Annotated in this window: 23 protein-coding genes; 12 read left to right on the top strand and 11 right to left on the bottom strand. The window is 55.3% G+C overall.

Features of this window, described 5'->3' with window-relative positions:
- Positions 1–45: 45 nt before the first annotated feature.
- Positions 46–1,164, bottom strand: coding sequence for a 5-methyltetrahydropteroyltriglutamate--homocysteine S-methyltransferase (locus DW350_RS05060; protein ID WP_115717834.1), 1,119 nt, complete (start codon positions 1,162–1,164; stop codon positions 46–48).
- 259 nt (positions 1,165–1,423) lie between these two features.
- On the opposite strand from DW350_RS05060, the gene pyrC reads away from it, so the two are divergent.
- A complete protein-coding gene (gene pyrC / locus DW350_RS05055) occupies positions 1,424–2,461 on the top strand; it encodes a dihydroorotase (RefSeq protein WP_115717833.1) in 1,038 nt (345 codons plus the stop codon).
- Between the two features lie 51 nt (positions 2,462–2,512).
- Here the strand turns inward: pyrC and DW350_RS05050 are convergent, their stop codons facing one another.
- Positions 2,513–2,818, bottom strand: coding sequence for a hypothetical protein (locus DW350_RS05050; protein ID WP_152032937.1), 306 nt, complete (start codon positions 2,816–2,818; stop codon positions 2,513–2,515).
- 233 nt (positions 2,819–3,051) lie between these two features.
- Here DW350_RS05050 and DW350_RS05045 point away from each other — a divergent pair, with 233 nt between their 5' ends.
- The 3 genes from DW350_RS05045 to DW350_RS05035 all read left to right on the top strand — a co-directional run bounded on the left by DW350_RS05045 (position 3,052) and on the right by DW350_RS05035 (position 7,558).
- The gene (locus DW350_RS05045; protein ID WP_115717831.1) at positions 3,052–4,521 is read left to right on the top strand and encodes a benzaldehyde dehydrogenase; all 1,470 of its coding nucleotides are present in this window, start codon (positions 3,052–3,054) and stop codon (positions 4,519–4,521) included.
- A 17-nt stretch (positions 4,522–4,538) separates the two neighbouring features.
- Positions 4,539–5,663, top strand: a complete 1,125-nt coding sequence (locus DW350_RS05040) for an NAD(P)-dependent alcohol dehydrogenase (RefSeq protein ID WP_115717830.1) — start codon at positions 4,539–4,541, stop codon at positions 5,661–5,663.
- A 98-nt stretch (positions 5,664–5,761) separates the two neighbouring features.
- Entirely contained in the window at positions 5,762–7,558 is a 1,797-nt protein-coding gene (locus tag DW350_RS05035; RefSeq protein WP_115717829.1) for a sigma-54-dependent Fis family transcriptional regulator, read from the top strand.
- Here DW350_RS05035 and DW350_RS05030 read toward each other — a convergent pair.
- The 4 genes from DW350_RS05030 to DW350_RS05015 all read right to left on the bottom strand — a co-directional run bounded on the left by DW350_RS05030 (position 7,555) and on the right by DW350_RS05015 (position 9,497).
- On the bottom strand, positions 7,555–7,938 hold the full coding sequence (locus tag DW350_RS05030; protein ID WP_115717828.1) for a hypothetical protein: 384 nt from the start codon (positions 7,936–7,938) through the stop codon (positions 7,555–7,557). The genes DW350_RS05035 and DW350_RS05030 overlap by 4 nt on opposite strands.
- Positions 7,935–8,240 carry a hypothetical protein gene (locus DW350_RS05025; protein ID WP_115717827.1) on the bottom strand — a complete coding sequence of 102 codons (306 nt, stop codon included), beginning with the start codon at positions 8,238–8,240 and terminating at the stop codon, positions 7,935–7,937. The genes DW350_RS05030 and DW350_RS05025 overlap by 4 nt, the downstream gene beginning before the upstream one ends.
- Before the next feature lie 158 nt (positions 8,241–8,398).
- Entirely contained in the window at positions 8,399–9,100 is a 702-nt protein-coding gene (locus DW350_RS05020; RefSeq protein ID WP_115717826.1) for an LrgB family protein, read from the bottom strand.
- Positions 9,084–9,497 carry a CidA/LrgA family protein gene (locus DW350_RS05015; RefSeq protein WP_115717825.1) on the bottom strand — a complete coding sequence of 138 codons (414 nt, stop codon included), beginning with the start codon at positions 9,495–9,497 and terminating at the stop codon, positions 9,084–9,086. The genes DW350_RS05020 and DW350_RS05015 overlap by 17 nt, the downstream gene beginning before the upstream one ends.
- Before the next feature lie 90 nt (positions 9,498–9,587).
- Here DW350_RS05015 and DW350_RS05010 point away from each other — a divergent pair, with 90 nt between their 5' ends.
- On the top strand, positions 9,588–10,469 hold the full coding sequence (locus tag DW350_RS05010; RefSeq protein WP_115717824.1) for a LysR family transcriptional regulator: 882 nt from the start codon (positions 9,588–9,590) through the stop codon (positions 10,467–10,469).
- On the opposite strand, the gene DW350_RS05005 is transcribed toward DW350_RS05010, so the two are convergent.
- Positions 10,466–11,344, bottom strand: coding sequence for an NAD(P)-dependent oxidoreductase (locus tag DW350_RS05005; RefSeq protein ID WP_115717823.1), 879 nt, complete (start codon positions 11,342–11,344; stop codon positions 10,466–10,468). The two genes, DW350_RS05010 and DW350_RS05005, sit on opposite strands and share 4 nt — an antisense overlap.
- Before the next feature lie 194 nt (positions 11,345–11,538).
- Here DW350_RS05005 and ggt point away from each other — a divergent pair, with 194 nt between their 5' ends.
- The 3 genes from ggt to yjjX all read left to right on the top strand — a co-directional run bounded on the left by ggt (position 11,539) and on the right by yjjX (position 14,691).
- Positions 11,539–13,311 (top strand): gamma-glutamyltransferase, encoded by a 1,773-nt coding sequence (gene ggt / locus DW350_RS05000; protein WP_115717822.1) that lies wholly within the window; start codon positions 11,539–11,541, stop codon positions 13,309–13,311.
- A 122-nt stretch (positions 13,312–13,433) separates the two neighbouring features.
- On the top strand, positions 13,434–14,135 hold the full coding sequence (locus tag DW350_RS04995) for a DUF3592 domain-containing protein (protein WP_115717821.1): 702 nt from the start codon (positions 13,434–13,436) through the stop codon (positions 14,133–14,135).
- 16 nt (positions 14,136–14,151) lie between these two features.
- Complete coding sequence (gene yjjX, locus DW350_RS04990) at positions 14,152–14,691, top strand: inosine/xanthosine triphosphatase (protein ID WP_115717820.1); 540 nt, start codon at positions 14,152–14,154, stop codon at positions 14,689–14,691.
- Positions 14,692–14,698: 7 nt separating this feature from the next.
- On the opposite strand, the gene DW350_RS04985 is transcribed toward yjjX, so the two are convergent.
- From DW350_RS04985 to DW350_RS04975, 3 genes are read right to left on the bottom strand one after another with little or no spacing between them, the layout of a single operon-like run.
- The gene (locus DW350_RS04985; protein WP_115717819.1) at positions 14,699–15,178 is read right to left on the bottom strand and encodes a hypothetical protein; all 480 of its coding nucleotides are present in this window, start codon (positions 15,176–15,178) and stop codon (positions 14,699–14,701) included.
- A 5-nt stretch (positions 15,179–15,183) separates the two neighbouring features.
- Entirely contained in the window at positions 15,184–16,926 is a 1,743-nt protein-coding gene (locus DW350_RS04980) for a hypothetical protein (protein WP_115717818.1), read from the bottom strand.
- A gap of 2 nt (positions 16,927–16,928) precedes the next feature.
- Positions 16,929–17,273 (bottom strand): carboxypeptidase-like regulatory domain-containing protein, encoded by a 345-nt coding sequence (locus DW350_RS04975; protein ID WP_115717817.1) that lies wholly within the window; start codon positions 17,271–17,273, stop codon positions 16,929–16,931.
- A 259-nt stretch (positions 17,274–17,532) separates the two neighbouring features.
- Here DW350_RS04975 and DW350_RS04970 point away from each other — a divergent pair, with 259 nt between their 5' ends.
- Together DW350_RS04970 and DW350_RS04965 are read left to right on the top strand one after the other, a co-directional pair.
- A complete protein-coding gene (locus DW350_RS04970; RefSeq protein ID WP_115717816.1) occupies positions 17,533–17,988 on the top strand; it encodes a hypothetical protein in 456 nt (151 codons plus the stop codon).
- Between the two features lie 43 nt (positions 17,989–18,031).
- Positions 18,032–18,748 carry an SDR family oxidoreductase gene (locus tag DW350_RS04965; protein WP_115717815.1) on the top strand — a complete coding sequence of 239 codons (717 nt, stop codon included), beginning with the start codon at positions 18,032–18,034 and terminating at the stop codon, positions 18,746–18,748.
- An 8-nt stretch (positions 18,749–18,756) separates the two neighbouring features.
- Here DW350_RS04965 and DW350_RS04960 read toward each other — a convergent pair whose 3' ends face one another.
- On the bottom strand, positions 18,757–19,389 hold the full coding sequence (locus tag DW350_RS04960) for a TetR/AcrR family transcriptional regulator (RefSeq protein WP_226911393.1): 633 nt from the start codon (positions 19,387–19,389) through the stop codon (positions 18,757–18,759).
- Between the two features lie 183 nt (positions 19,390–19,572).
- On the opposite strand from DW350_RS04960, the gene DW350_RS04955 reads away from it, so the two are divergent.
- Positions 19,573–21,072: an efflux transporter outer membrane subunit gene (locus tag DW350_RS04955; RefSeq protein ID WP_115717813.1), complete on the top strand. Its 1,500-nt coding sequence runs from the start codon at positions 19,573–19,575 to the stop codon at positions 21,070–21,072.
- Complete coding sequence (locus DW350_RS04950; protein ID WP_115717812.1) at positions 21,065–22,609, top strand: MFS transporter; 1,545 nt, start codon at positions 21,065–21,067, stop codon at positions 22,607–22,609. The genes DW350_RS04955 and DW350_RS04950 overlap by 8 nt, the downstream gene beginning before the upstream one ends.
- Positions 22,610–22,613: the final 4 nt, after the last annotated feature.

Below are 22,613 nucleotides of genomic sequence, written 5' to 3'. Positions count from 1 at the left end.
TGGCTTGGTATAAAAAACGGCGCCTAAGCGCCGTTTTTTATAGGGTTATTCGCCCCACACTTCCCGGGCGATATCGACCACCAGTTCCAGCTTGGCTTTTTGCTCATCAAAGGCGATGTCGTTGCCGTGCACTGTGCTGGCAAAACCGCACTGCGGGCTGAGAGCCAGTTGCTCTAGCGGCGCGTACTTGGCCGCTTCGTCGATCCGGCGCTTGATGTCGTCTTTGCTTTCCATCTGGCCAAATTTGGAGCTGATAAGCCCCAGCACCACGGTTTTGTCTTTGCCAAGAAAACGCAGCGGCCTAAAGTCGCCGGAACGGTCGTCATCGTATTCCAGGAAATAGGCATCAATGTTCATTTGGCTCAGCAGCGCTTCGGCTACCGGCTCGTAGTTACCTTCGGCCGCGTAGGTGCTTTTGAAGTTACCGCGGCAAAGGTGCATGGCCAGGGTCATGCCTTGTGGCTTATGGGCCACCACGCGGTTAATAAAGGCGGCGTATTTGGCCGGCAGCGCGTTCGGGTCATCGCCGCGCTGGCGTGCCGCTTCGCGCATGCGCTCGTCGCACAGGTAAGCAAGGTTGGTGTCGTCCATTTGCACGTAAGTACAACCCGCGTCATACAGCGATTTCAGCTCTTCACCGTAGGCCTTGGCAACGTCTTCATAAAAGTCCGGCTCAAGCTCGGGGTAAGCCGTGGCATCGATGCCAGCGCGGCCACCACGAAAATGCAGCATGGTTGGGCTTGGAATAGTCACTTTCGGCTTGAGGCCCGGCTCGGTGCTAAGGGCTTTTAAGAAGTTAAAATCGTCCAGTTGGATATTTTTAACGTGGCGGACCTTTTCAATCACCTTAATCAGCGGCGGGGTCAGTTCTTCGCTGCCGTCGGCCCGTTTATGGGTGCGCGGCTCGTCGGTGTAAACGCCGCCTAACTGGCGCAGGAAATCGACGTGAAAATAGGTACGGCGAAATTCACCGTCGGTAATGGCTTTCAGGCCTACGTCTTTTTGCAGCTGCACCACTTCGCGAATGGCTTTGTCTTCCACTTCGCGCAGCGCCTTGGCGTCAATTTCACCTTTAAAATACTGTTCACGGGCTTGGTGCAGGTAAGCCGGACGCAAAAAGCTGCCAACATGGTCAGCGCGAGACGGCAGGTTAAATCCAGACATAGCGATTTCCTTTAAAACAAACTGGCGCGAAAAAAGGCACCAAAATCAAGGGATAGTAGCGCCACTATACAGATAGACGTCTAAACATCCAAACATCCAGTTTTGTAACAGTCCCTTGCACTGGCCGCAGAGCGCCCACCCCGCCAGCCAGTTAATGGCGTTTACCCAGCAAAGACTCAGATAGGGCCGGTGATGGCAAAGACTTTACGCCCTGGCTTGTCTATAATGGCGCCGATTTTAGCTGCTCGGACCCAATGCCATGACTGATAGCCTGACCATCATCCGCCCCGACGACTGGCACCTGCACTTAAGAGACGGCGATGTGTTAGCCCACACGGTGCCAGCAACGGCACGGCAGATGGGCCGCGCCATCATCATGCCCAACCTTAAGCCGCCGGTAATGAATGCCGAGCAAGCATTGGCTTACCGCGAGCGAATTTTGGCCCAGCGCCCGGCCGGGTCGAACTTTGAGCCGTTGATGGTGCTGTATCTGACCGACAACACCACCCCGCAAATGATTGCCGAGGCCAAAGCCACCGGCAAAGTGGTGGCGGTGAAGCTCTACCCAGCGGGCGCCACCACCAACTCTGATTCCGGCGTTACCGACATCACCAAGCTCGATGCCGTTATTGAGGCGCTGGCCGAAAACGACATGAAATTGCTGATCCACGGTGAAGTCACCCACAACCATGTGGATATTTTCGACCGGGAAAAAATCTTTTTGGACGAAGTGCTGGCGCCGCTATTGGAACGCCACCCCACCCTAAAACTGGTGGTAGAGCACATTACCACCAAAGACGCCGCCGAATTTGTGGCCAGCAAGGGCGACAACGTCGCCGCCACCATTACCGTGCAGCACCTAGCCTATAACCGTAACCACATGTTGGTGGGCGGCATTCGCCCGCACCTTTTTTGCCTGCCGATTCTTAAACGCAACATTCACCAGCAAGCGCTGCAAGACGCCGTGGTCAGTGGCTCTAAAAAGTTCTTCTTGGGTACCGATTCGGCTCCCCATGCCAAGGGCGCGAAAGAAAGTGCCTGCGGCTGCGCCGGGTGTTTTACCGCCTATGGCGCCATTGAGCTTTATGCCGAGATCTTTGAAGACTTAGGGGTGCTGGATAAGTTAGAGGCCTTTGCCAGCATGAACGGCGCCGACTTCTACGATCTCCCCCGCAACACCGACACCATTACCCTGGTCAAAGAGCAGTGGGTTGTCCCCACCGAAATGCCTTTTGCCAAAGACATCATCGTGCCGCTACGGGCCGGTGAAACCCTGCGCTGGAAGTATTTAGGCTAAGGGTGAATGGCAATAAAAAACGCGGGCCAAGGCCCGCGTTTTTTATTCACCTTACTGATTGAGCCAGCGCGTCAACCGCTGCTTGCCAACCGCTGCGGCAATGTTCCAAAGCAATGAACTCACAGCGCCCATTTCTTTGGTGATGTTGCCTTTGGGCGAGCGCCAGATAAAGCCCACTAAAAACGCTGTTACCTGCGCTTGCGGCCTGGCAAGCATTTTTAAGCCTGCCCGTTTCACCAGGCGGCGCTCCACCGTTAACTGCTGCGCCCGCAACGCGAGCTGCTGCTCTTTAACGGCAAGCTGATGTTGCAACCGCTTCGCTTCATTAAAGCCGAGCATGGCGTTTAACCTTCGCATAAATTTGTTTTCTAACTTAGCAACTTGCGCGCCTTTTCGCCAAGCGTCAAATCCCCTGGCTCAGCTTGAGTTAACCGCAATAATTGAACAGTGCACCTCAAAAATGTCCAGTTACTGAACACCATCTTGCAAACAAGACTTAGATCACACTATGGCACGACTTCTGCTCTTACCCGAGCGAGCATTAAGACTCACGCAAAGCGAATTCCAATAAAGAACATTGAGGAAAGCTCATGTCGAACACAGCAAAATTTCTGGACCCCAGTGTCTGGAACGAACGTCTATTCACCGGCCAATGGCAAGCCGGCAGTCAAGCCGCCGCTACCGTGATTGAACCGGCCACCGGTAACAGCCTTGGCCAAATCGGCATGGCCGATGCCACGCAAATCAGTGCCAGCAGCCAGCAAGCCCGCCAAGCCCAAAAGGCCTGGTTTGCGCTGTCTTATGACGAACGCGCCGCCATTTTCAGAAAAGCTGCCGCCCTTGGCGAAAGTCACTTCAATGACATTGTTGACTGGATTGTCAAAGAAAGCGGCTCGGTCAGAGCCAAAGCCGAATTCGAAACCGCGATCGCCATTAAAGTGCTGCATGAAAGTGCGGCGCTACCGTCGAAAAGCCAGGGGGAAGTATTACCGTCCAGCCACGGCCGCTTGAGCCTTGCCCGCCGCCGACCGCTGGGGGTGGTTGGGGTTATCTCACCGTTTAACTTCCCGCTGTATTTGGCCATTCGCGCCGTCGCCCCAGCGTTGGCCGTGGGCAATGGGGTGGTACTGAAACCCGACCCGCGCACCAGTGTTTGTGGCGGCTTTGCCATTGCCCGCTTATTTGAGCTGGCGGGCCTGCCCGAGGGGCTTTTGCACGTATTGCCTGGTGACGGCGCCGCCGGTGCGGCGCTGGTGGCCGACCCCAATATCGCCATGATCCAGTTTACCGGTTCAACCGCTGCCGGCCGCAAAGTCGGTGAAGCCGCCGGTAAGCACCTTAAAAAAGTGTCGCTGGAACTGGGCGGTAAAAATTCGCTGATCATTCTTGATGATGCCGACCTCGATATCGCTCTGGCCAATGCCACCTGGGGCGTTTACCTGCACCAAGGGCAAATTTGCATGTCCACCGGTCGCCTGTTGGTACAGCGCGGCATTTACGAGCAGTTTCTCGAAAAACTGGTGGCCAAGGCCAAAAGCCTGCCGGTTGGCGACCCTGCCAGCGGCCAGGTGGCCCTTGGGCCACTGATTAACCAGCAACAGCGTGACCATGCTGCGGAGGTGGTAAAAGCGGCGGTGGCAGCAGGCGCCACACTGGCAGCAGGCGGCCACTATGAGGGGCTCTTTTTCGAGCCAACGGTGCTGAGCAACATCGATGCTAAAAACCCCGCCTTTCATGAAGAAGTCTTTGGCCCGGTCGCCATTGTGGTGCCTTTTGACACCGACGAAGAAGCGGTGGCCCTGGCGAACGACACCGAGTACGGCTTATCAGCAGCCGTGCTTTCCAGTGATGTGGGCCGCGCCATGGCGCTGGGCGAACAGCTACAAACCGGCCTGCTGCATATCAACGACCAAACCGTTAACGACGAGGTGATTAACCCCTTCGGCGGTGTTGGTGCATCCGGCAACGGCACCAGCATTGGCGGGCCTGCCAACTGGGAAGAATTCACCCAGTGGCAGTGGGTAACCATCAAGGGGCAAGCCCCCGCCTATCCATTATAAAAACGGAGAAAACAACAATGAGTAACGTGCAATTTAAAAACATTCGTGCCGCCGTCACCCGTGAAAAAGGCGCGCCCTTTAAACTCGAAAACGCCAAAATTCGTGGCCCACAAGGCGACGAAGTACTGGTAAAGGTGGTGGCCACCGGTATGTGCCACACCGACATGATAGTGCGCGACCAATATTACCCGGTGCCGCTGCCCGCCATTTTGGGCCACGAAGGTTCCGGTATTGTTGAAGCCGTTGGCCCACAGGTAAAAGACATTCAAGTTGGCGACCACGTGGTGCTGACCTACGGCTATTGCAGCCATTGCCACCAGTGTGGCGACGGCCATGCCGCTTACTGTAAAGAATTCTACCCGCGTAACTTCAGCGGTGCCGGCCTTGATGGCGAAACCGCCATTGTCGATGAGCAAGACCAGCCGCTGCACGACCATTTCTTTGCGCAGTCTTCCTTTGCCACCTATGCCCTGAGCCTGGAAAGCAACACCATTAAAGTCCCGAAAGAAGCGCCGTTAGAGCTGCTTGGCCCCTTGGGCTGTGGCATTCAAACCGGCGCTGGTGCAGTGATTAATTCCCTTAAAGTCACTCCGGGTTCGAGCTTTGTTTCCCTGGGCGCAGGCGCCGTTGGCCTGTCTGCGGTGCTGGCGGCGAAAGTAGCGGGTGCTACCACCATTATTGCCACCGATGTTGTGCCGTCACGTTTGGCGCTGGCCAAAGAGCTGGGTGCTACCCATGTAATTAATTCCATGGAAGAAAATGCTGTTGAACGCATTAAGGAAATTACCGGTGGCGGCGTTAACTTTGCCGTGGAATCCACCGGCCGCCCAGAAGTGCTGCGTCAAGGTATTGATGCCTTGGGCATGCTTGGCACCATCGGGGTGGTGGGCGCACCGAAACTGGGCACCGACAGCACCTTTGATGTGAACGACGTGCTGCTGGGCGGCAAATCCATTCGCGGTATTGTCGAGGGGGATTCCACCCCGAAAAAATTCATCCCGCAACTGGTGGACTTGTACCTGCAAGGCCGTTTTGCTTTTGACAAGCTGGTTAAGTTCTACAGCTTTGAAGACATCAACCAGGCCGCTGAAGACAGCGAAAAAGGCATCACCCTGAAGCCTATCATTCGCATCGCTGGCTAAGTTGCCACTTGGGGAGGTGTTCAACCTCCCCTGTTCACTCCCCTTCCAAGCTCCCTTTGTGGCATGATCGATTTCACCAATCCTGCCAGGAGCCTTCCATGCCGATAGCCCCCCACTTGAATCATCACGAGCTGGACCATGCTCGGCGTTTGTTACTCAAGGGTGAGCCGTTACCGGGTGATGTGCTGCCCGAGGCCATAGCTCGCTCCTGGCAACGCTCGAAAGAAGCCGGCATTCACCCTTGGGATAATCACATGGCCAACAGCGCCGTGACCGATTGCCCCTTAACGGAAGACGACCATATTCTGGCCGCTTGCATCGAGCCTGAACTGGCGCGGCTTTGGGAGGTATTTGGTGGCCCGGAATGGGCATTAATGGGGCTCAATAGCGGCGGCGTTATTGTTTGCCGCTCCCATCACACTGATTTCTCACCGCTCAGTGCACTACAAATTGGCACCCGCATTTTAGAAAGTGACATTGGCACTACCGCCCCCGGTTTAACCCTGGCGGAGAAAAAGCCCATTGTCCTTACCGGCAGCCACCATTACCTCAAGGAATTTGAGCGTTTTTTCTGCGTTTCCATTCCCATTTACCAAGCCGATGGCCGTCTGGCAGGCGCCCTTGATATTACCGGTATCGGCGAGCGCAACACCCGGGTGGTGTTTGAGCAGCTGCGCCAAGCGGTAATGGCGGTGGAAAGCCGCCTGCTGCAACACTACTACCGCCAGCACTGGCTCTATAGCCTGCACCCCAATGCCCAGCTGCTGGGTACCCATTTTCAAGGCATGGCAGCTTTCTCAGCAAGCGGCACCTTACTGGCGGCCACCAGCAATGCCCGGCAGATGCTGGCGCTGCCCGCGAGCGGCGAAGCTAGCGCTTTGCCTTTTGCACTCAGTGACCTTAATAACCCGGCGTCGCAGTTTAAATTGCCACTTAAAGACGGCACCAGCTTGATGGTGCGCCGCCACGGCCAGGCCAACAGCGACGTGGCAGCCAGGCAGCCGTCGGGCCTGGCCCTGTTAGGGGACGATGCTGAGCTGGAGCGGCAATTTACCTTTGCCAACAAAGCCTTTGAGGCAGGCATTGCGGTACTGTTGTGTGGCGAAACCGGCACCGGCAAAGAAGTGTTTGCCAAGGCCCTGCACGACCTTTGGGATCCGCAAGCCCCTTTTGTGGCCATTAACTGCTCGGCACTGCCGGAAAGCCTGATTGAAGCAGAGCTGTTTGGTTATGAGGAAGGCACCTTTACCGGCGCCCGCAAAGGCGGCGCCAGTGGCCGCTTGGAAGATGCCAACGGCGGCACCTTGCTGCTTGATGAAATTGGCGACATGCCGCTGGCCCTGCAAAGCCGCTTGTTGCGGGTGTTGCAAGAGCGCGCCGTTACCCGCTTGGGTAGCTCAACGCCAAGGCCCCTTAACATTCGCATCATCAGCGCAACCCACTGTGATTTAGCGCAGATGATGGCGCAAAAAGCCTTTCGTGCAGACTTATATTATCGCTTAAAAGGGGTGCAGATCGCCCTGCCCGCCCTTCGCCAGCGCAGCGACTTGGCCACCTTGATAAAAAGCATTTTACTGCGCCACGGCCATTGCACTCTGGATGAGGCAAGCCTTAGCTGGTTAAAGTGCCAAAACTGGCCGGGTAATATTCGTGAGTTAGAGCAGACCTTGCATTTAGCCTCGGTGCTGGCAGGCCCTGGCAATACCATTACCCCAGATCACTTGCCACAATACCAAGCGCCGGAACAGCAGCGTCAGACAGGACCTCTGCAACAAGCAGAACAGCAAACCATCAATGCGGCACTTCAGCGCCATAACGGCAATATCTCGGCCACAGCGCAGGCACTGGGTATTTCCAGAACCACACTCTATGCCAAATTGAAAAAGCAAGGTTAAGACTTGGAGGATTTAAGGCCCAAGGCCTTGAGGCTTTTATCAAAGCGCAGTTGGCGGGCTTGGTAACAGGCGGCGCGCCACAGCAGCCAACCACTGCCGATGCAGGTAAAAGCGCTTATCAGCAGCACCCAGGGCAGCGGCATGCCCAGTTGCCAAATTGCTACCGCGAAAGCCCCCAGCAGCAATAACCAGCCCGTTGCGGCCATCAGCGCTACCGCCGCGCCAAAGGCCAGCATCTTCACGGCGCTGCTAATCACCAACTGGCCTTCGGTTTGCGCTAAATCCAGCCAGTCGCCTAACCAGTGCCAATGCTCTGCAGCCAGGGCCTTGAGGCTCTCTGCATCAAAGGCCCCGGCTTTGGGCTCTTCACTCTCGCTCATCCGCGGCGAACCAGCGATGCCACCAACGCACCGGCCAAAAAGGCCAGGCCAAGGGTTTTCACCGGGTGTTCGCGGGTGTAGCTGCTAACAACGTCAGTGAGTTCCTTCGAGCGCACCTTGGCACTGTCGGCAATTTGCTCAGCTTGGCTGCGCATTTCGTCGGCAATGTGATGAAGTTTTTCTTCACCGCTACCGGCCATTTCTGCAGCCTTATCAATGGCGGCATGCGCCTTGGCCGCAGCCTGGTCAACACGTTCGTGGGCGCTACCGTTCGCAGCAGACGTCTGTGGTGCTTTAGCCATGGGTCACTCCTTTTCCATTTAGAAATCTAAGCCCTAGTTATAGTCCAGCGACTCTGGCAACCACAATAGCAAGCAGTTGTTTTTAAAGGTGCTGTTTAGGTGCCTAGCGTTTTCTGCGCGGATAAAGGCCAACATAAAAAAGACGCCCAAGGCGCCTTTTAATGCAGTAACCAAGCCAGCAAGGGGGCAGTAAGCACGTTAAAGAGCCCCACCAACACCATCACCAAACCGGCAATAGTGCCCTCCTCTCGGCCCAGTTCCTGGGCTTTTGCGGTACCGGCGCCGTGCGCGCCCATTCCCATGGCCGCTCCCTTGGCAAGGGATGAGCGAATGTTCATACGCAGCAGGATAATTTCCCCAAACACCCCGCCGGTAACGCCGGTTATCACCACAAATACCGCGGTCAGTGACGGAATGCCGCCAATATCGCCGGAAACAGCCATGGCAAATGGCGTGCTGATGGAGCGGGGAATAAGGCTTAGCCGCAGCGCCCCATGTAACCCTAACAGCGTCGCCAGCGCCCAGCTGGAAAGCATGGCGGTTAAGCTACCGGCAACGGCACCAACGGCCAGCACCTGCCAGTACTGGCGAATAAAGGCGCGTTTTTCATAAATGGGTACCGCAAAGGCAACGGTGGCCGGACCCAGCAGCGCTAGCAGCCAGCCGGTGCCACGAATGTAATCGTGGTAACTGACATGCAAAACCAGCACCGGCAGTAGCAGCAGTATGGGAGTAACCAACAGCGGCGTTAACCAGGCACGGCGCCAGCGCCGGTGAATGCGTTTGGCCAATAGATAAAAAGCAACGGTTAATACCGACCAGCAAAAACCTTGGAATAAGACGCTATGAAGCACTGTCATTTTTTCGAGCTCGCAGACGAACAAAAAGGTCGATAACTAACGCTGTTACGCCAAATACCGTTAAGGTGCTGCCGAAAATCACCACCAGCACTTTAAGGCCAAGCAGTCCTAGCAGTTCGTGATGGTCCAGCACCGCCAACACCGCTGGCACAAAAAACAGCAGCATCTCGGCCAAGAACCAATTGGCGCCCATCCGCAGCGATTTAATGTTGATAAAACGGCTGGCTAGCAGTACCAGTAGCACCACCATGCCGGCAATGCCGCCCGTCACCGGTAACCCGGTCAATTTGACCAGTTCCTGGCCCAGCAACCAAAGGCCAACCAGCAGAGAAATTTGCAGTAAACGACTGCGGTGGAATCCGTAACGAAAACGGCGTTGAAGGTGTAACAGCGACATGATGTTTCTCCTTGACATCAAGCTTACTGCCGGGCAAAACATGATTAAAATGAATTGATAGAATGATAAAAATTCCAAAATGGAATGGTTATGGAATTCAGAAACTTAGTATCGTTTGTTGAGGTGGTCAGACAAGGTGGTTTTTCCCTTGCCGCCAAAAAGCTCTACTCCACCCAGCCCACTATCAGCAAGGCAGTCAAGCAGCTTGAAGATGAAGCCGGTACCGTACTGCTGGACAGAAACGGCGGCCAAAGCCGCTTAACCGCGGCCGGGGAAGTGGTGTACCAGCGGGCACTGCGGATACTGGCAGAACGCAGCGACATGCTGGCAGAGCTGGATGAAATTCGCGGCTTAAAACGCGGTACCTTGCAACTGGGCCTGCCGACCCTGGGCAGTCACTTGGTGTATGCCCCGGTATTTGCTCGCTATCGCAAGCACTATCCGGGCATTGATATTCGCCTGGTCGAGCACGGCAGCGACCGCTTAGAGGCCTTGCTGCAAAGTGGCGAAATAGAAATGGGCGCCACCTTAATGCCCGCGCCCGAGCACTTTGATTTACACCAAGTCAGCAGTGAACCCCTGGTGGCGATGCTACCGGCCGACCACCCGCTGGCGGGCCAGCAAAGCGTAACCTTTGAAGATCTTGGCCAAACGCCCTTTATTTTGTTTGAGCGCAGTTTTTCATTGAACCGCATCTTGCTGCAGGCGATGGCCCGCAAACAAATTAACCCGGTGGTGGCGGCCCACAGTAGCCAGGTGGACTTTATTACCGAACTGGTGGCCGCCAACCTTGGGGTGGCCTTTTTGCCGCGCATGCTCGCCCAGCAGCGGCCTCACCCGAAGGTAAAACCGGTGCTGCTGGACGAACCCGACACCATCTGGAACATGGCGGTGATTTGGCGCAAGGGCGCTATTTTGTCACCGGCAGCCAAGGCCTGGCTGGAAGTGGTGCAGGAAGTCTACCCAGACTAACCCTTAATGCCGGCGCGGCGCGCGGCAACGGTGGCCAGTGCCGCCCAGTCCAGGGCGCCGTCGCCATTGGCAACGGCATCAAGATAATTGTCTTTCATGGTGCTGGCAAAAGGCATCGGCACGTGGGCCGCTTCCGCCGCTTCCAGCGCCAGGCGCACGTCTTTAAGGCCAAGGGTGAGTTTAAAACCAGCGGGTTGGTAACGCTCTTGGGCAATCATACCGCCATAACCTTTATAAGCCGGGGCAGCAAACAAGGTGCTGGTGAGCATCTCCAAAAAGGCTTTACCACTGCCACCGTGGCCACGCACCAAAGCTGAGGCCTCGCCCATGGTTTCAATGGCGCTGGACAGGCAAAAATTGGCTGCAAGCTTCACTACATTGGCCTGGGTTGCCTCTTCACCAAAGACCCAGGTTTTCGCCCCCATCACCGCAAAAAGCGGCTCGGCTTGCTCCAGTAGCGCCGGTTTGCCCGCCGCCAAAATATTGAGGTTACCAGCTTCTGCCACATCAACCCGACCCAATACCGGCGCGGCAATATAACCGTGGCCCTGCTGTCGGTGGGCACTTGCCAAGTGCTCGGCCAGCTTTAACGAAATGGTGGCCATATTGATATGAATGGCGCCGGTTTTTAGCGCCGCCATGGCGCCGCCGTCAACGATAACCGCAGACACGGTGGCATCGTCAGCAAGCATCGATACCAGAATGTCGACGTCTTCAAAATCTGCCGGGCTTGCGGCCACCTCGGCCCCCTGGCTTTTTAAGGCTTCTACCGGCTCTTGGCTGCGGTTCCACACTTTTACCTTAAAGCCGGCTTTCACAAGATTACTGGCCATAGGCTTACCCATGGTGCCCAGACCGATAAATCCGATATACATACAACCTCCTTAGCATCAGCGGCTTTCAGGGTGCGCTTAATAAAGCCCAGTCTCAAGCCAACAAAGTGTTGACGGCGTTAGCATTTTGCTAATGTTTTGAAGGAATTCGTGGCCAAGGCGTTTCACATCGCTAACCGAGTTCGATATAACAAAGACACATCGAAGTAACTTAAAACCTCGCCGGAGCTGTCTGTATGCCCCTTTCACGAACATTGCTGGCGCGCCCTCTGTTGGCGTTAGCCTTGGCCTTACCTCTTACCAGCCTTGCCGCTTCCCTGCCCCCGGTAGAAGCCAAACACGGCATGGTGGTGTCTTCCCAGCGTCTGGCTTCCGAGGCTGGCATTCAAATTCTAAAAGAAGGCGGTAACGCCGTGGATGCGGCAGTGGCCGTGGGTTACGCCCAAGCGGTGGTTAACCCCTGCTGCGGCAACATTGGTGGCGGTGGCTTTATGACCCTGCATCTGGCCGATGGCACCGATACCTTTATCGACTTTCGTGAAAAGGCGCCGGCCGCTGCCAGCGCTGACATGTACCAAGACAAAGCCGGTAACCTAATTAAAGGTGCCAGCCTGTTTGGTTACGGCGCGGTAGGCGTGCCCGGCACCGTGCGCGGCATGGAAATGGCACTGACCAAATACGGTTCTGGCAAGTTAACCCGCGCCCAAATAATGGCCCCTGCCATTAAACTGGCCCGCGACGGTTTTATTCTTACCCGCGGTGACACCGACGTTATCGACAGCAGCTTAAAGAAAATTCATTCCGACAAACAGGCGGCGAAAATTTTCCTGCGCCCCGACGGAACGCCGCTGCAACCGGGCGACCGTTTGGTGCAAAAGACCCTGGCCAAAACCCTGGAGGCCATTGCCAAGCATGGCCCCGATGCCTTCTACAAAGGCAAAATTCCTAAGGCCATCGAAAAAGCCTCGGCAGAAAACGGCGGCTATATCACCGCCAAAGACTTTGCCAACTATCAGGCCAAAGAGCGGGTACCGGTGCGTTGCAGCTACCGCGGCTACGACTTTATTTCTGCGCCACCGCCCAGCTCCGGCGGCATCACCATGTGTGAAATTCTCAATATCGTTGAAGGCTATGACTTAAAATCCATGGGCTTTGGCTCCGCCGAGGCAATTCACTACACCGTGGAAGCCATGCGCCACGCCTATGTCGACCGCAACAACCTGCTGGGCGACCCTGACTTTGTGCATATTCCTCGCAAAATGCTGCTAAGCAAGGCATACGCCGCCAAGATCCGCGCCACCATCGACCCGGTAAAAGCGACCCCTTCAGCCGACCTGGGCCCAGGCGTTGCTCCCCATGAAAAGCCGCAAACCACCCATTATTCGGTGATTGATAAAGACGGCAACGCCGTCTCCACCACCTACACCATCAATGGCCGTTTCGGTAGCGGCGTTATGGCACCGGGTGCCGGCTTCTGGCTGAACGATGAAATGGACGATTTCACCTCGAAAATTGGTGCCAAAAACATGTTTGGCCTGGTGCAAGGTAAAACCAATGCCATTGCTCCGGGCAAACGCCCGCTCTCTTCCATGGCGCCGACCATCGTCACCAAAAACGGTAAAACCTTCTTGGTGACCGGTTCACCGGGCGGTTCACGGATCATCACCATTACCCTGGCCACAGTGATGAATGTCATTGACTACGGGATGAACATCCAAGAGGCGGTTGATGCACCGCGCATTCACCAGCAGTGGCTGCCTGACAAGGTGTTCTACGAGCAGCGCGGTATTTCTCCAGACACCTTGAAATTGCTCAAAGCCGCTGGTTACGACATGGTTGAGCAACATGGCTGGGGCGCTGCCGAAGCCATTATGGTGGGTTTGCCGGGGGCGAAGAACTTCAAAGACTCCAAGGTCAGTGATGCCTCGGTATCCGGTAAAGTTCGCCCCGGTTACTACTATGGCGCCAACGATTCTCGCCGCCCGCAGGGCGCAGCTGTCGGCTACTAAGTTGTACTGGCAAAAGGCCCGCGCTAGGCGCGGGCTTTTTTTATGCTTGGCGGCCGGTTATGGGCAGCCTTTGCCCGCCGTGTTAAGGTGCCCGCCGCTTTGTTCACAAGGAAGAAAAACAAATGTCTAAAGGTGGTTGTGTCTTAAATGCTTTTAGTGTGATTGGCCTGTTGATGCTGGCCGGTACTTTTTATTCCATCTACAGCACCCATACTTTTTTAAAGCACGCCGTTACCGCCCCCGGCCAGGTTGTCGACTTGGACTATTCGCAAAGTAGCGACGGCTCTGGTACCTATCACCCCGAAGTGGCCTTTAAAGACCAATATGGCCAAAACCATATTTTTATCAGCAACTCCGGCTCTAACCCGCCGTCCTACGACCGCGGCGATTCGGTGGAGGTGATTTACCTGCCTAGCAAACCCGAGCAGGCCCGCATTAACAGTTTTTTGTCGGTTTGGTTTGTGCCCATTATCTGCAGTATTTTCGGCGTGGTTTTTAGCGCTATTGGCTGGGGCGGCAGGGCCGTCGCCGTGCGCCAAACCCGCAGTATCGATAAGTTAAAAACCCAAGGCCGCGCTATTGAGGCCAATATCACCTCGGCAGAAAAAGATGAAAGCTATAGCCGCAATGGCCAGCACCCCTTTATTATTTTTGCCCAGTGGCAAAATCCGGCTACCCAGGAAATTCACGTTTTTAAAAGTGACGCTATCTGGTTCGATCCGTTGCCCTATTTGGACCGCGACGTGGTTACGGTGATGCTCGCCCCCCGCGACAACAGCCAATATTGGATGGACACCCGTTTTCTGCCCAAGCTTGCCGAGTAGTACTTAAGGAATCGCAATGACCAAGGCCATAAAGTTAATTGTGGGGTCGACCAACCCGGTAAAGGTAGCGGCGGCCAAAGCGGCGCTGGCGCCCTTTTTTGCAGATAGCCAGCTGCAATGTGAAGGGGTAAAAGCCCCTTCCGGTGTTGCCGAGCAGCCAATGACCAGTAGCGAAACCCGCCAGGGCGCCATTAACCGGGTTAATTGGTGCCAGCAGCATTATCAGGCTGATTTTTATCTGGCGATGGAAGGCGGCGTTGACGAGTTTGAAGACGGCCCGGCCACCTTTGCTTATGTGGTTATCGCCACCACGCAGCAGCGCTCGGTTGGCCGCAGCGCCAACTTGCCGCTACCGCCGGTGATTTACCAAGGGCTAAAACAAGGTGAAGAATTGGGGCCGCTTATCGACAAACTCTTTGGCACCACCAATATCAAGCATAAAGGTGGCGCCATGGGGCTGTTAACCCGTAACCAGGTCACTCGCCAAAGCACTTATCAACTGGCGCTGACCCTGGCCATGGCGCCATTTTTAAACGCTGAACTTTTTGCCAAATAAAGCCGCGCTAAAAAGATAAAAGATCAACGGCAACGTTAATGTAGTGACTCAGCAGCCAAACCCCGGCCAAGGTGCCTAACAGGCACTGGCCTGCGGCAATCAGGCTGCTTTTTTTATTGATAAGAAACAGCAACAGATAACCGGCGCCGCCACCTATCACCAGCCAAAGCCAAAAATTGGGCGTATCACGCCAGCCGTAGCTGAATTCACTGGCCAGCAGGTAGCCAATAAGCACACCATAAAGCTGCTGTATGCTCTGATTTTTAATGGCAATACTGCCCATGAAAACGTTAAACGCCAGTATCGCCAGCACCACCACTGCCGCCAGGCACACCAGCGCCACCATGGCGCCGGGTATGTGCCGCAGTAACCAGTCGAGCCCGTAAACTACAATCAAGTAACCCGCACCGGCGCAGAGCAGCGTTCTTAGCGCGCCATAGCGGCTATGCAGGTTTTCACCGAAATGAAACTTTTCCAAACTCAGCATGGCAATTACTCGTAGTTAAGCAGGCGGCTAAGGGCCGAAGAACCAATGGCCTTAACCCGTTTTTTGTTGGCACTGAAAGTGGCGCGGCGCGCCCGAAAGATAGCCAGTAATGCCGCCAGCATCAGCACATCGAAAAGCCGCGTTCCGGCAACCCGGAAAATACCCGCCAGCACACCCTTGGCTGATAAATGCGCCAACGAAAAGCTGTGGCTGATACCCGGCTGAGCCGTGGCCAAGATAACAATGGCACCTAACAAGATGGCGGTGCCCATAAACCAAGCAAAAAGGCGCCAGGGTTTCCACAGCTGATTGGAGCCCAACCACTGGCGCAGGGCCATGGCCGGTAAAAAGCTGATGGCCAAAAACACCATCAGTGGCCAAGGCTGGTCGCTAAGTACCCAGTGAACGGCCTGGCTAACGCCCTTAATGGCGCCTAATAGCAGGTTAAAGCTGGAAAAGCGCTGCCACTGAATATGGCCGCCACTGGCGCTGTCGATAACAGCAAGGGCCAGTAATAGCGCCAAAAAGAGCAAACCAAAGGCACGGCCGAACTGCTTTAACGAAATGTTTTTACGCTCTTCATCAAAGCGCTTGCCGGTGCGAACAAAGCACTCTTTAAGGGCTTTGGCGGCTTTGGCCGTAACACCACGGCTGTGGTAGCTCGGGTCGTTTGGCAAGCGGTCGCTGGTAACCAACTCAACGGTGGCAGCCGCCACCGGCACGGCAAACAGCGTTTTGCAGTCACCGTCGTCAAAGTGCTGGTTAAGCTTCTCTGTGGCGCGAATAAGCGTGGCGTCAAAGCAGCCTCGCAAGTGATAGGCCACCGTCGTTACCCCAACAAAGCGGCAATCTTGATAAGACTGGCCATCCACCACCAAGGTGCTGGTGGTGGTTTGCAAGGTGCCCTGCATCACCGACTTAAAGGGAAAACGCTGCGTTTGTTCAAAACGAAAGCTATCAAGCTGCCACTGGGTAACGTGGTTAACAGGCGCCTGCGGCGACCGGCCAGCAATGCTGTCGTCAAGAAAATCGCCAAGCCAGGGCACCTCAGCGGTGTTAGCGCCGCTACATTGCTGGGAGCCATAAAGCGACAATCTAGAACTTAAGTAAATCGTGAAATAGCCAGTACCGTTGCACGAATTGCAGCGTTCAACACGCCGTCCATTACAGCTTGGGCAAGTAATACGGCCACTGCCATGGCAGCTATAGCAGGTCTTGTAGCCACCCTGGCACTGGCCACAATGGCGCCGCCGGCCATTGCCGTCGGTAACATAGCCGCCATGGCAGTTGCTGCAACGGGTACGCCCCTGGCCGCTGCAGCTATGGCAAGTCACTTGCGCATGGCCGTGGCAACGGTGGCAATCTACCTCGCCGCGGCCATGGCAACTGCTGCAGCTTTCGACATAGTTATGAGTACGGCTATCCACCTCTTTTTTAAGGGAATAAGAGGCAACAGGGTCGCCCTTAATAATCGCCTGCACCTTTTGATTTAAGGCTTTGTTTTCACCGTTTTGGCTACCTTGTTCAAAGGCGCTTAAATGGTGATTACACTCCCCGGCATTGCGGCAGTCATGCTGGCGTTTGCCCGTACGGCGCTCCCGGCTACGTTCGGCACGTAGCTGATAAACACCATAAGAGGTTAGGTCGTGGGAGAAGCTGCGTTCATCACGGGCATCAAGTTCAAACGTTAAGCCAGTTAGCCATTGATTGGCATAGCTATTAGCCGCCCTTGCGGTGTTATTGGTCATGCTTATTGTCTCTGAAGGGCGACATGTAACGGTTGCGATGGCCGGCCAGCCTTCACCGTTAGCCAAAACTGTTGGCTGCGATAGCCAGGGGCATCCACTTGCACGCGGTAGCGGCCGGGGGCCAGCACCATTGCCGGGCGGTATTTATCACGAATGTTCATTATCCGTACCCGGGCATTGGCAGGCTCTGCCAGCACGGTTAGGTGAAAGGGTGCTGTGCTGGTGGCGCTATGTTGGCTTAAGGCCGAATGCTGGGGGGATGAAGGCAGCTTTGCAAACAGTTGGCCGCATACCAACAGCAGCCAAAGAACTATCCATGCCGTAAAAAGCTTTGATGTTTTGATCATGCAGTTTTCAATCGAGTCGGCTTAATATCAGCCAGACAATGCCTAGCGCTTACTCCATGAAATATAAGTTAATTAACATAAAATATCTAGCAACAATATTACCCACGCCTAGCAGCCAACGCTTTACATTTGTTCGCTTAGGCAGCGCGCTTAGCAGTATCAGGTATTGGCAAAGTAAACCTTCACCCGATGGCGGTTGGCGTCATTGCCAAGAAGGCTTAAGCTGGGCGCTGCCCAAGATGTCGCTAGAGGAATTGACGTGCGTTTTCTTATTATTCTGCTGGCCGCCACTTTGCTTAGCGCTTGTGATGGGGGCCAGACCGAATACAAATCTAAGCAGCCTGTCGTTGACCCTAAAAGCCCGGAAGCTGCCATTAGTGTGTTGCATCAGTATTTTGATGCCATTAATGCCCAAGGCTTTGTAACCGCCTACCAGCTTTTGGACGACCCGCAAGAACCCTTAGGCTCTCTTGCCCTTCGTTATGACGATACCCGCCATGTTGAGATCACCTTCACTGGTAAGCCCAAGAGCGAAGGCGCCGCCGGTAATCTTTACCTGACCGTTCCGATTAAGGTCAGCACCACGTTAAAGGACGGCAGCGTACACCTGGCGAGCGGTGAGGCGGTGCTGCACCGCGTTAATGACGTACCGGGGGCCAGTCAAAAACAGCTGACTTGGCATATCAAAAAGCTCCAGCTTGCCCCACAGCAGTAAACACACTGCCCCCAGCCGACGTCGCAACGTCAAGGAGAACGGCATGTCCCGAACCTTTCTCATTACCGGTGCCAGCAAAGGCATTGGTTATGCCTTAAGCAAACAACTGGCCGCCAGTGGTCATCACGTTATTGGCATTGCCCGCCAGCAGCCGGACACCTTTCCCGGCCATTTTGTCACACTGGATTTAAGTGACGATACGGCAACGCAAGACACCTTAGCGGCCCTTGCCGAACGCTTTGAGATTGATGGCGTGGTGAACAATGTTGGCCTGGTAACACCGCAAGCGCTGGCCGATATCAGCCTGGATAAGTTTGATGAGGTAATGCGGCTTAACCTGCACCCGGCCCTGCTGGCAACGCAGGCGGCCTTGCCCGGCATGAAAATGCGCCGCTTTGGCCGGGTAGTTAACATTTCCAGCCTGACCATTCTTGGCACCATGGAACGCACCGCCTATGCGGCAGCCAAGGCCGCCTTGGCCAGCTTTACCCGCACCTGGGCACTGGAGTTGGCCACCACCGGTATTACCGTTAACGCCGTCGCCCCGGGCCCCACTGAAACCGAGTTGTTCCGTGCAGGTAATCCGCCGGGCAGTGCCGGCGAACAGCGTTATCTTGCCGGGGTACCAATGAAGCGCTTTGGCCAACCTGCCGAAATTGCCGCCACCATTGCCTTTTTACTGTCTGAGCAAGCCGCGTTTATCACCGGCCAGACCCTGCATGTGGATGGTGGCGCCTCTATCGGCAAGGCCGCGTTTTAACAGCGGCCTTAACGCTGGGTGCCAAAAGCTTGCAAAAAGAGGGTTACGCCAGAATCGACCCAGTGGTCAATTTGTGCCTCTGAGACACGGGCGTGGGGATGGGTTAAGCACTCAATATGAGACGTGCCGCGCAAGCAGTTAATAAAAAGCTCGGCGGCGGTATGCACCCCAACCGACTGCACGTTTATTTCGCCTTGCTGTACCGCTAAGTTCAGCTGTTCCACGGTAAGTTCCACTACCGCCTTGGGGCCGGTAACATAAAACATTCTGGCCAGCTCAGGAAAGCGCGGTGCTTCGGCAACCAGCACCCGGTAAAAGGCTAAATTTTCCGGTGCCAACAACAGCTGCAAATAGCCCCGGCCCAGTTCGGTAAGCTTGGCACGCAGATCGCCCGCCATGGATTTAACCGTTTGCAGGCGCTGGGTAAAAAGCGCACAACGCTGATGGATAACCGCTTGAAATAATGCCTCTTTATTGGCGTACCTGGCATAAACCGTGGCCTTGGAGACACCCGCTTCCCGCTGGATCATATCGGTGGTTGCCGCCGTAAAGCCGTGCTCTAAAAACACCTTGGTGGCCGCTTCAAGTACAGCTTTGGCTTTGTCATCAAGTGCCATGTGGCGTTCAGCAGTATCAGTCAAAATAGAGGTCACTGTGGTTGGAACTGAAAGCACTATAACGGCGAAAGATGATTGACACAAACTAAACCGATCGGTTTATAATTATCACTCTATCCAATCAGTAAAATTCAAAAACCATAATATTCATACAGTTAGAAAAATAATTCTGACTGTACTTGTTGGTTTCTATCTTCTGAGGTTGTCATGTTTGTAACTGGGTGCCGTTCACGGCTGGCACATGTAAAGCCAGCGCTATCGTTACTGGCGCTATTGTTGTCTGGTTGCGCACTGGCGCCGTCAGACAGCAAAGATGTAACACTGCCGAAAGCGGCAACGGCTCCGCAAACACTCACCGCTGACTACCCCAAGGCCCCCAAAGGCCTGAGCCCGGCACCGGTGCCGGCGCAGTGGTGGTCACTATTTAATGACCCAACCTTAACCGCCCTGGAAAGCCGCGCCCTAAAACGCAACCTTTCCTTGAAAACAGCTGCCGCCAAGGTTGCACAAAGCCAGGCCCAATTGGGCCTAACCAGGTCAGACAAAATGCCACACCTGGGCGCTTATGCCGGTTATAGCCGTTCAGCCCTGAGTGGCAACGACCCCCTTGAACGCATCGGCGCCAGCAGTAAAGCCCACGACACCTGGCGTTTGGGGCTGCAAGCAAGCTGGGAATTGGATTTGTGGGGCTACCTTGATCACTTGGAAGATGCGGCCAAATCGCAGTTAGCTGCCAGCATTTACGGCCAAGACGCCGTGCGGTTATCGCTTTCAGCACAAGTCGCCAACAGTTATCTGTTGCTGCGTGGTGCCCAGCAACAACTGGCTGTCGCTGAGCAGCAAAGCCAGGTCAGCCAGCAATTGTTGGCACTAACCGAAAGCCGCCACCGCAATGGTGTGGCCACCGATAGCGACATTGATGATGCCAAGGCAGCCTTGGCTAGCGTAAAAGCACAACTGCCGCCGTTAAAGCAGCGCTGTAAAGAGCTCAAAAGTGCCCTGGCACTGCTGCTGGATTTAGCCCCCGGCGAGCTAGACAGCACCCTTGCCAGCAGCGGCGAGACTTTGCTGCCACTGCCTTCACAATTGCCCGTTGGCGTACCATCCGAATTGGCCCGCCGCCGGCCGGACATTTTAATTGCTGAAGCGAAACTGCATGCGGCCGTTGCCAAAGTGGGCGCAGCCCATGCCGACTTTTATCCGCGCATCAGTCTGACCGGTGATATTGGCACCCAAAGCTTTGAGCTTCATAACCTCAAGAGCTGGGAGTCACGCCAGTTCAGTATTGGCCCCACCCTTTACCTACCCATTTTCGAAGGTGGCCGCCTGCGCCGTAACTTGGCACTAAGCCAAGCATCGGAACAAATCGCCGCCCTTAACTATCAGCAAACGGTACTGGGCGCTTGGCACGAGGTCGATAATGCCCTTAGCGCTATCGATAACAGCAAACAAAGCCACCAGCAGCTTGCCAATGCTTACCTGCATCAGCAACAGGCGCTAAAAGCCACGCGCTTTGCCGAGCAGCAAGGTGCCGCCGATAAGGTTGCGGTACTTCGTGAGCGCCAGAAGCTGCTTGGCAGCCAAGCTGCACTCAACGATGCCACCACCGCTTCAGCGCTGTCGGTGGTATCACTTTACCGGGCCCTTGGCAGCGGTTGGCCGGCGCAAAGCAACAAGCTGACCGCCAAAGGTGGCAGCCATGAGTGAGGCTGCGGCCCAAAAGCCGGCGCCACCGCCACAAACCCCGTTTAACTTTCGCTTGGCGATGGGATTGCTGGGGGTGTTATTGGCAGCCATGGTGGCAGGCCTTAATGAAAAAGTGGCGGGCCTGACATTGCCCGACATTAGCGGGGCCCTGGGTTTTAGCCATGACGGTGCCAGCTGGCTTGATAGCTTTTATGCGGCCGGTGAAATGGCCGCCATGCCGTTTTCGACCTGGTTTGCCATTACCTTTTCGCTGCGCCGCTTTCACCTATTGTTGCAAGCAGTGGTGCTGCTTATTGCCCTTATTTTGCCGGGCATTCATAACCTTTACCTGCTTTGCGCCCTACGTTTGTTGCAAGGTTTTTTTGCTGGCGCCTTAATTCCGCTGTTGATGATGGCGGCGCTGCGGTTCTTACCGGCGCCCATTCGCCTGCACGGTTTAGCGCTTTACGCCATGACCGCGACCCTGGCACCGAATATTGGCATTTGGCTGGCAGCGGTGTGCGTTGATTACTTTAACGACTGGCGCCTGGTGTATTGGCACATTATTCCGCTTGGGCTAATTGCCATGGGCTTAGTGGGCTGGGGCATTCCCAAACTGCCGTTAGCCCTGCCCCGTATTAAACAGGGCAACTGGCTGGGCATGGCCATCGGTATTCCGGGGCTGATGCTGCTGGCAATAGCCTTTAGCCAAGGGGTTAGGCTGGACTGGTTTAACTCCCCCATTGTCTGCGCGGCGATGTTTAGCGGCGGCCTGTTAACGGCGCTCTTTTTATACGGCGAATGGTGCCATCCTACGCCCTTTATCAAACTGCAAATGGTGGTGGAACGGCGCAATCTCTGGCTGGGCTTTACGGTGTTTTTCCTGATGCTGATGGGCATGTCCAGCGCGGTGGTGATCCCGGTGCAGGTGCTGGAAAGCCTGCATGATTTTCGAATGCCGCAACTGGCAACCCTGGGCCTTATTGTTGGCCTGCCGCAGCTGGTTTTAGGCTCGGTGGTGGCAATACTGCTTTATCAGCGCTGGGTTGATGCCCGCAAGTTATTCGCACTAGGCCTGGCCCTAATGGCGCTGGCCTGCTGGCTTAATACCAGTATCACCAGCCAGTGGATGGTGGCGCAGTTTTTCTGGGCGCAGGTACTGCAAGCCTTGGGGCAACCCATGGCCGTGGTGTCGCTGCTGTTTTTAGCCACCAGCATGGTGCAACCCATGGAAGGCCCTTATGTATCGGGGATAGTCAATGTGCTGCGGGCCATGGGCACCACCTTTGCCGGCGGCATTATCGGCCAGATACTCAAAGACCGAAGCGATTTTCACCGCCATACCCTGGCCGGCGAATTAGGCCATTGGCAAAGCACCCCGGTTGGCCATGATGCTGGCCAATACAGCGGCCTGATTGGCCAGCAATCGGCGGTAATGGCAAGTGCCGACCTTTATTGGCTTTTCACCGGGTTATTTGTGGTGCTGATCCCCGTCGTGCTTTGCCTGAAATACATTCCAGCGCCGGTGGTCAATACCACCAAAAGCGCAAACTCATGACCGA

The sequence above is a fragment of the Gallaecimonas mangrovi genome (genome assembly GCF_003367375.1).
GTDB classification, from domain to species: domain Bacteria; phylum Pseudomonadota; class Gammaproteobacteria; order Enterobacterales; family Gallaecimonadaceae; genus Gallaecimonas; species Gallaecimonas mangrovi.
Note: the sequence above shows the minus strand (reverse complement) of the source record. Positions and strands in the feature narration are given on the sequence as shown.

Coding starts and splice junctions, on each gene's coding strand:
- DW350_RS05060 (WP_115717834.1), bottom strand. CDS start 1,164: ATGTCTGGATTTAACCTGCCGTCTCGCGCTGACCATGTTGGCAGCTTT.
- pyrC (WP_115717833.1), top strand. CDS start 1,424: ATGACTGATAGCCTGACCATCATCCGCCCCGACGACTGGCACCTGCAC.
- DW350_RS05050 (WP_152032937.1), bottom strand. CDS start 2,818: ATGCGAAGGTTAAACGCCATGCTCGGCTTTAATGAAGCGAAGCGGTTG.
- DW350_RS05045 (WP_115717831.1), top strand. CDS start 3,052: ATGTCGAACACAGCAAAATTTCTGGACCCCAGTGTCTGGAACGAACGT.
- DW350_RS05040 (WP_115717830.1), top strand. CDS start 4,539: ATGAGTAACGTGCAATTTAAAAACATTCGTGCCGCCGTCACCCGTGAA.
- DW350_RS05035 (WP_115717829.1), top strand. CDS start 5,762: ATGCCGATAGCCCCCCACTTGAATCATCACGAGCTGGACCATGCTCGG.
- DW350_RS05030 (WP_115717828.1), bottom strand. CDS start 7,938: ATGAGCGAGAGTGAAGAGCCCAAAGCCGGGGCCTTTGATGCAGAGAGC.
- DW350_RS05025 (WP_115717827.1), bottom strand. CDS start 8,240: ATGGCTAAAGCACCACAGACGTCTGCTGCGAACGGTAGCGCCCACGAA.
- DW350_RS05020 (WP_115717826.1), bottom strand. CDS start 9,100: ATGACAGTGCTTCATAGCGTCTTATTCCAAGGTTTTTGCTGGTCGGTA.
- DW350_RS05015 (WP_115717825.1), bottom strand. CDS start 9,497: ATGTCGCTGTTACACCTTCAACGCCGTTTTCGTTACGGATTCCACCGC.
- DW350_RS05010 (WP_115717824.1), top strand. CDS start 9,588: ATGGAATTCAGAAACTTAGTATCGTTTGTTGAGGTGGTCAGACAAGGT.
- DW350_RS05005 (WP_115717823.1), bottom strand. CDS start 11,344: ATGTATATCGGATTTATCGGTCTGGGCACCATGGGTAAGCCTATGGCC.
- ggt (WP_115717822.1), top strand. CDS start 11,539: ATGCCCCTTTCACGAACATTGCTGGCGCGCCCTCTGTTGGCGTTAGCC.
- DW350_RS04995 (WP_115717821.1), top strand. CDS start 13,434: ATGTCTAAAGGTGGTTGTGTCTTAAATGCTTTTAGTGTGATTGGCCTG.
- yjjX (WP_115717820.1), top strand. CDS start 14,152: ATGACCAAGGCCATAAAGTTAATTGTGGGGTCGACCAACCCGGTAAAG.
- DW350_RS04985 (WP_115717819.1), bottom strand. CDS start 15,178: ATGCTGAGTTTGGAAAAGTTTCATTTCGGTGAAAACCTGCATAGCCGC.
- DW350_RS04980 (WP_115717818.1), bottom strand. CDS start 16,926: ATGACCAATAACACCGCAAGGGCGGCTAATAGCTATGCCAATCAATGG.
- DW350_RS04975 (WP_115717817.1), bottom strand. CDS start 17,273: ATGATCAAAACATCAAAGCTTTTTACGGCATGGATAGTTCTTTGGCTG.
- DW350_RS04965 (WP_115717815.1), top strand. CDS start 18,032: ATGTCCCGAACCTTTCTCATTACCGGTGCCAGCAAAGGCATTGGTTAT.
- DW350_RS04955 (WP_115717813.1), top strand. CDS start 19,573: ATGTTTGTAACTGGGTGCCGTTCACGGCTGGCACATGTAAAGCCAGCG.
- DW350_RS04950 (WP_115717812.1), top strand. CDS start 21,065: ATGAGTGAGGCTGCGGCCCAAAAGCCGGCGCCACCGCCACAAACCCCG.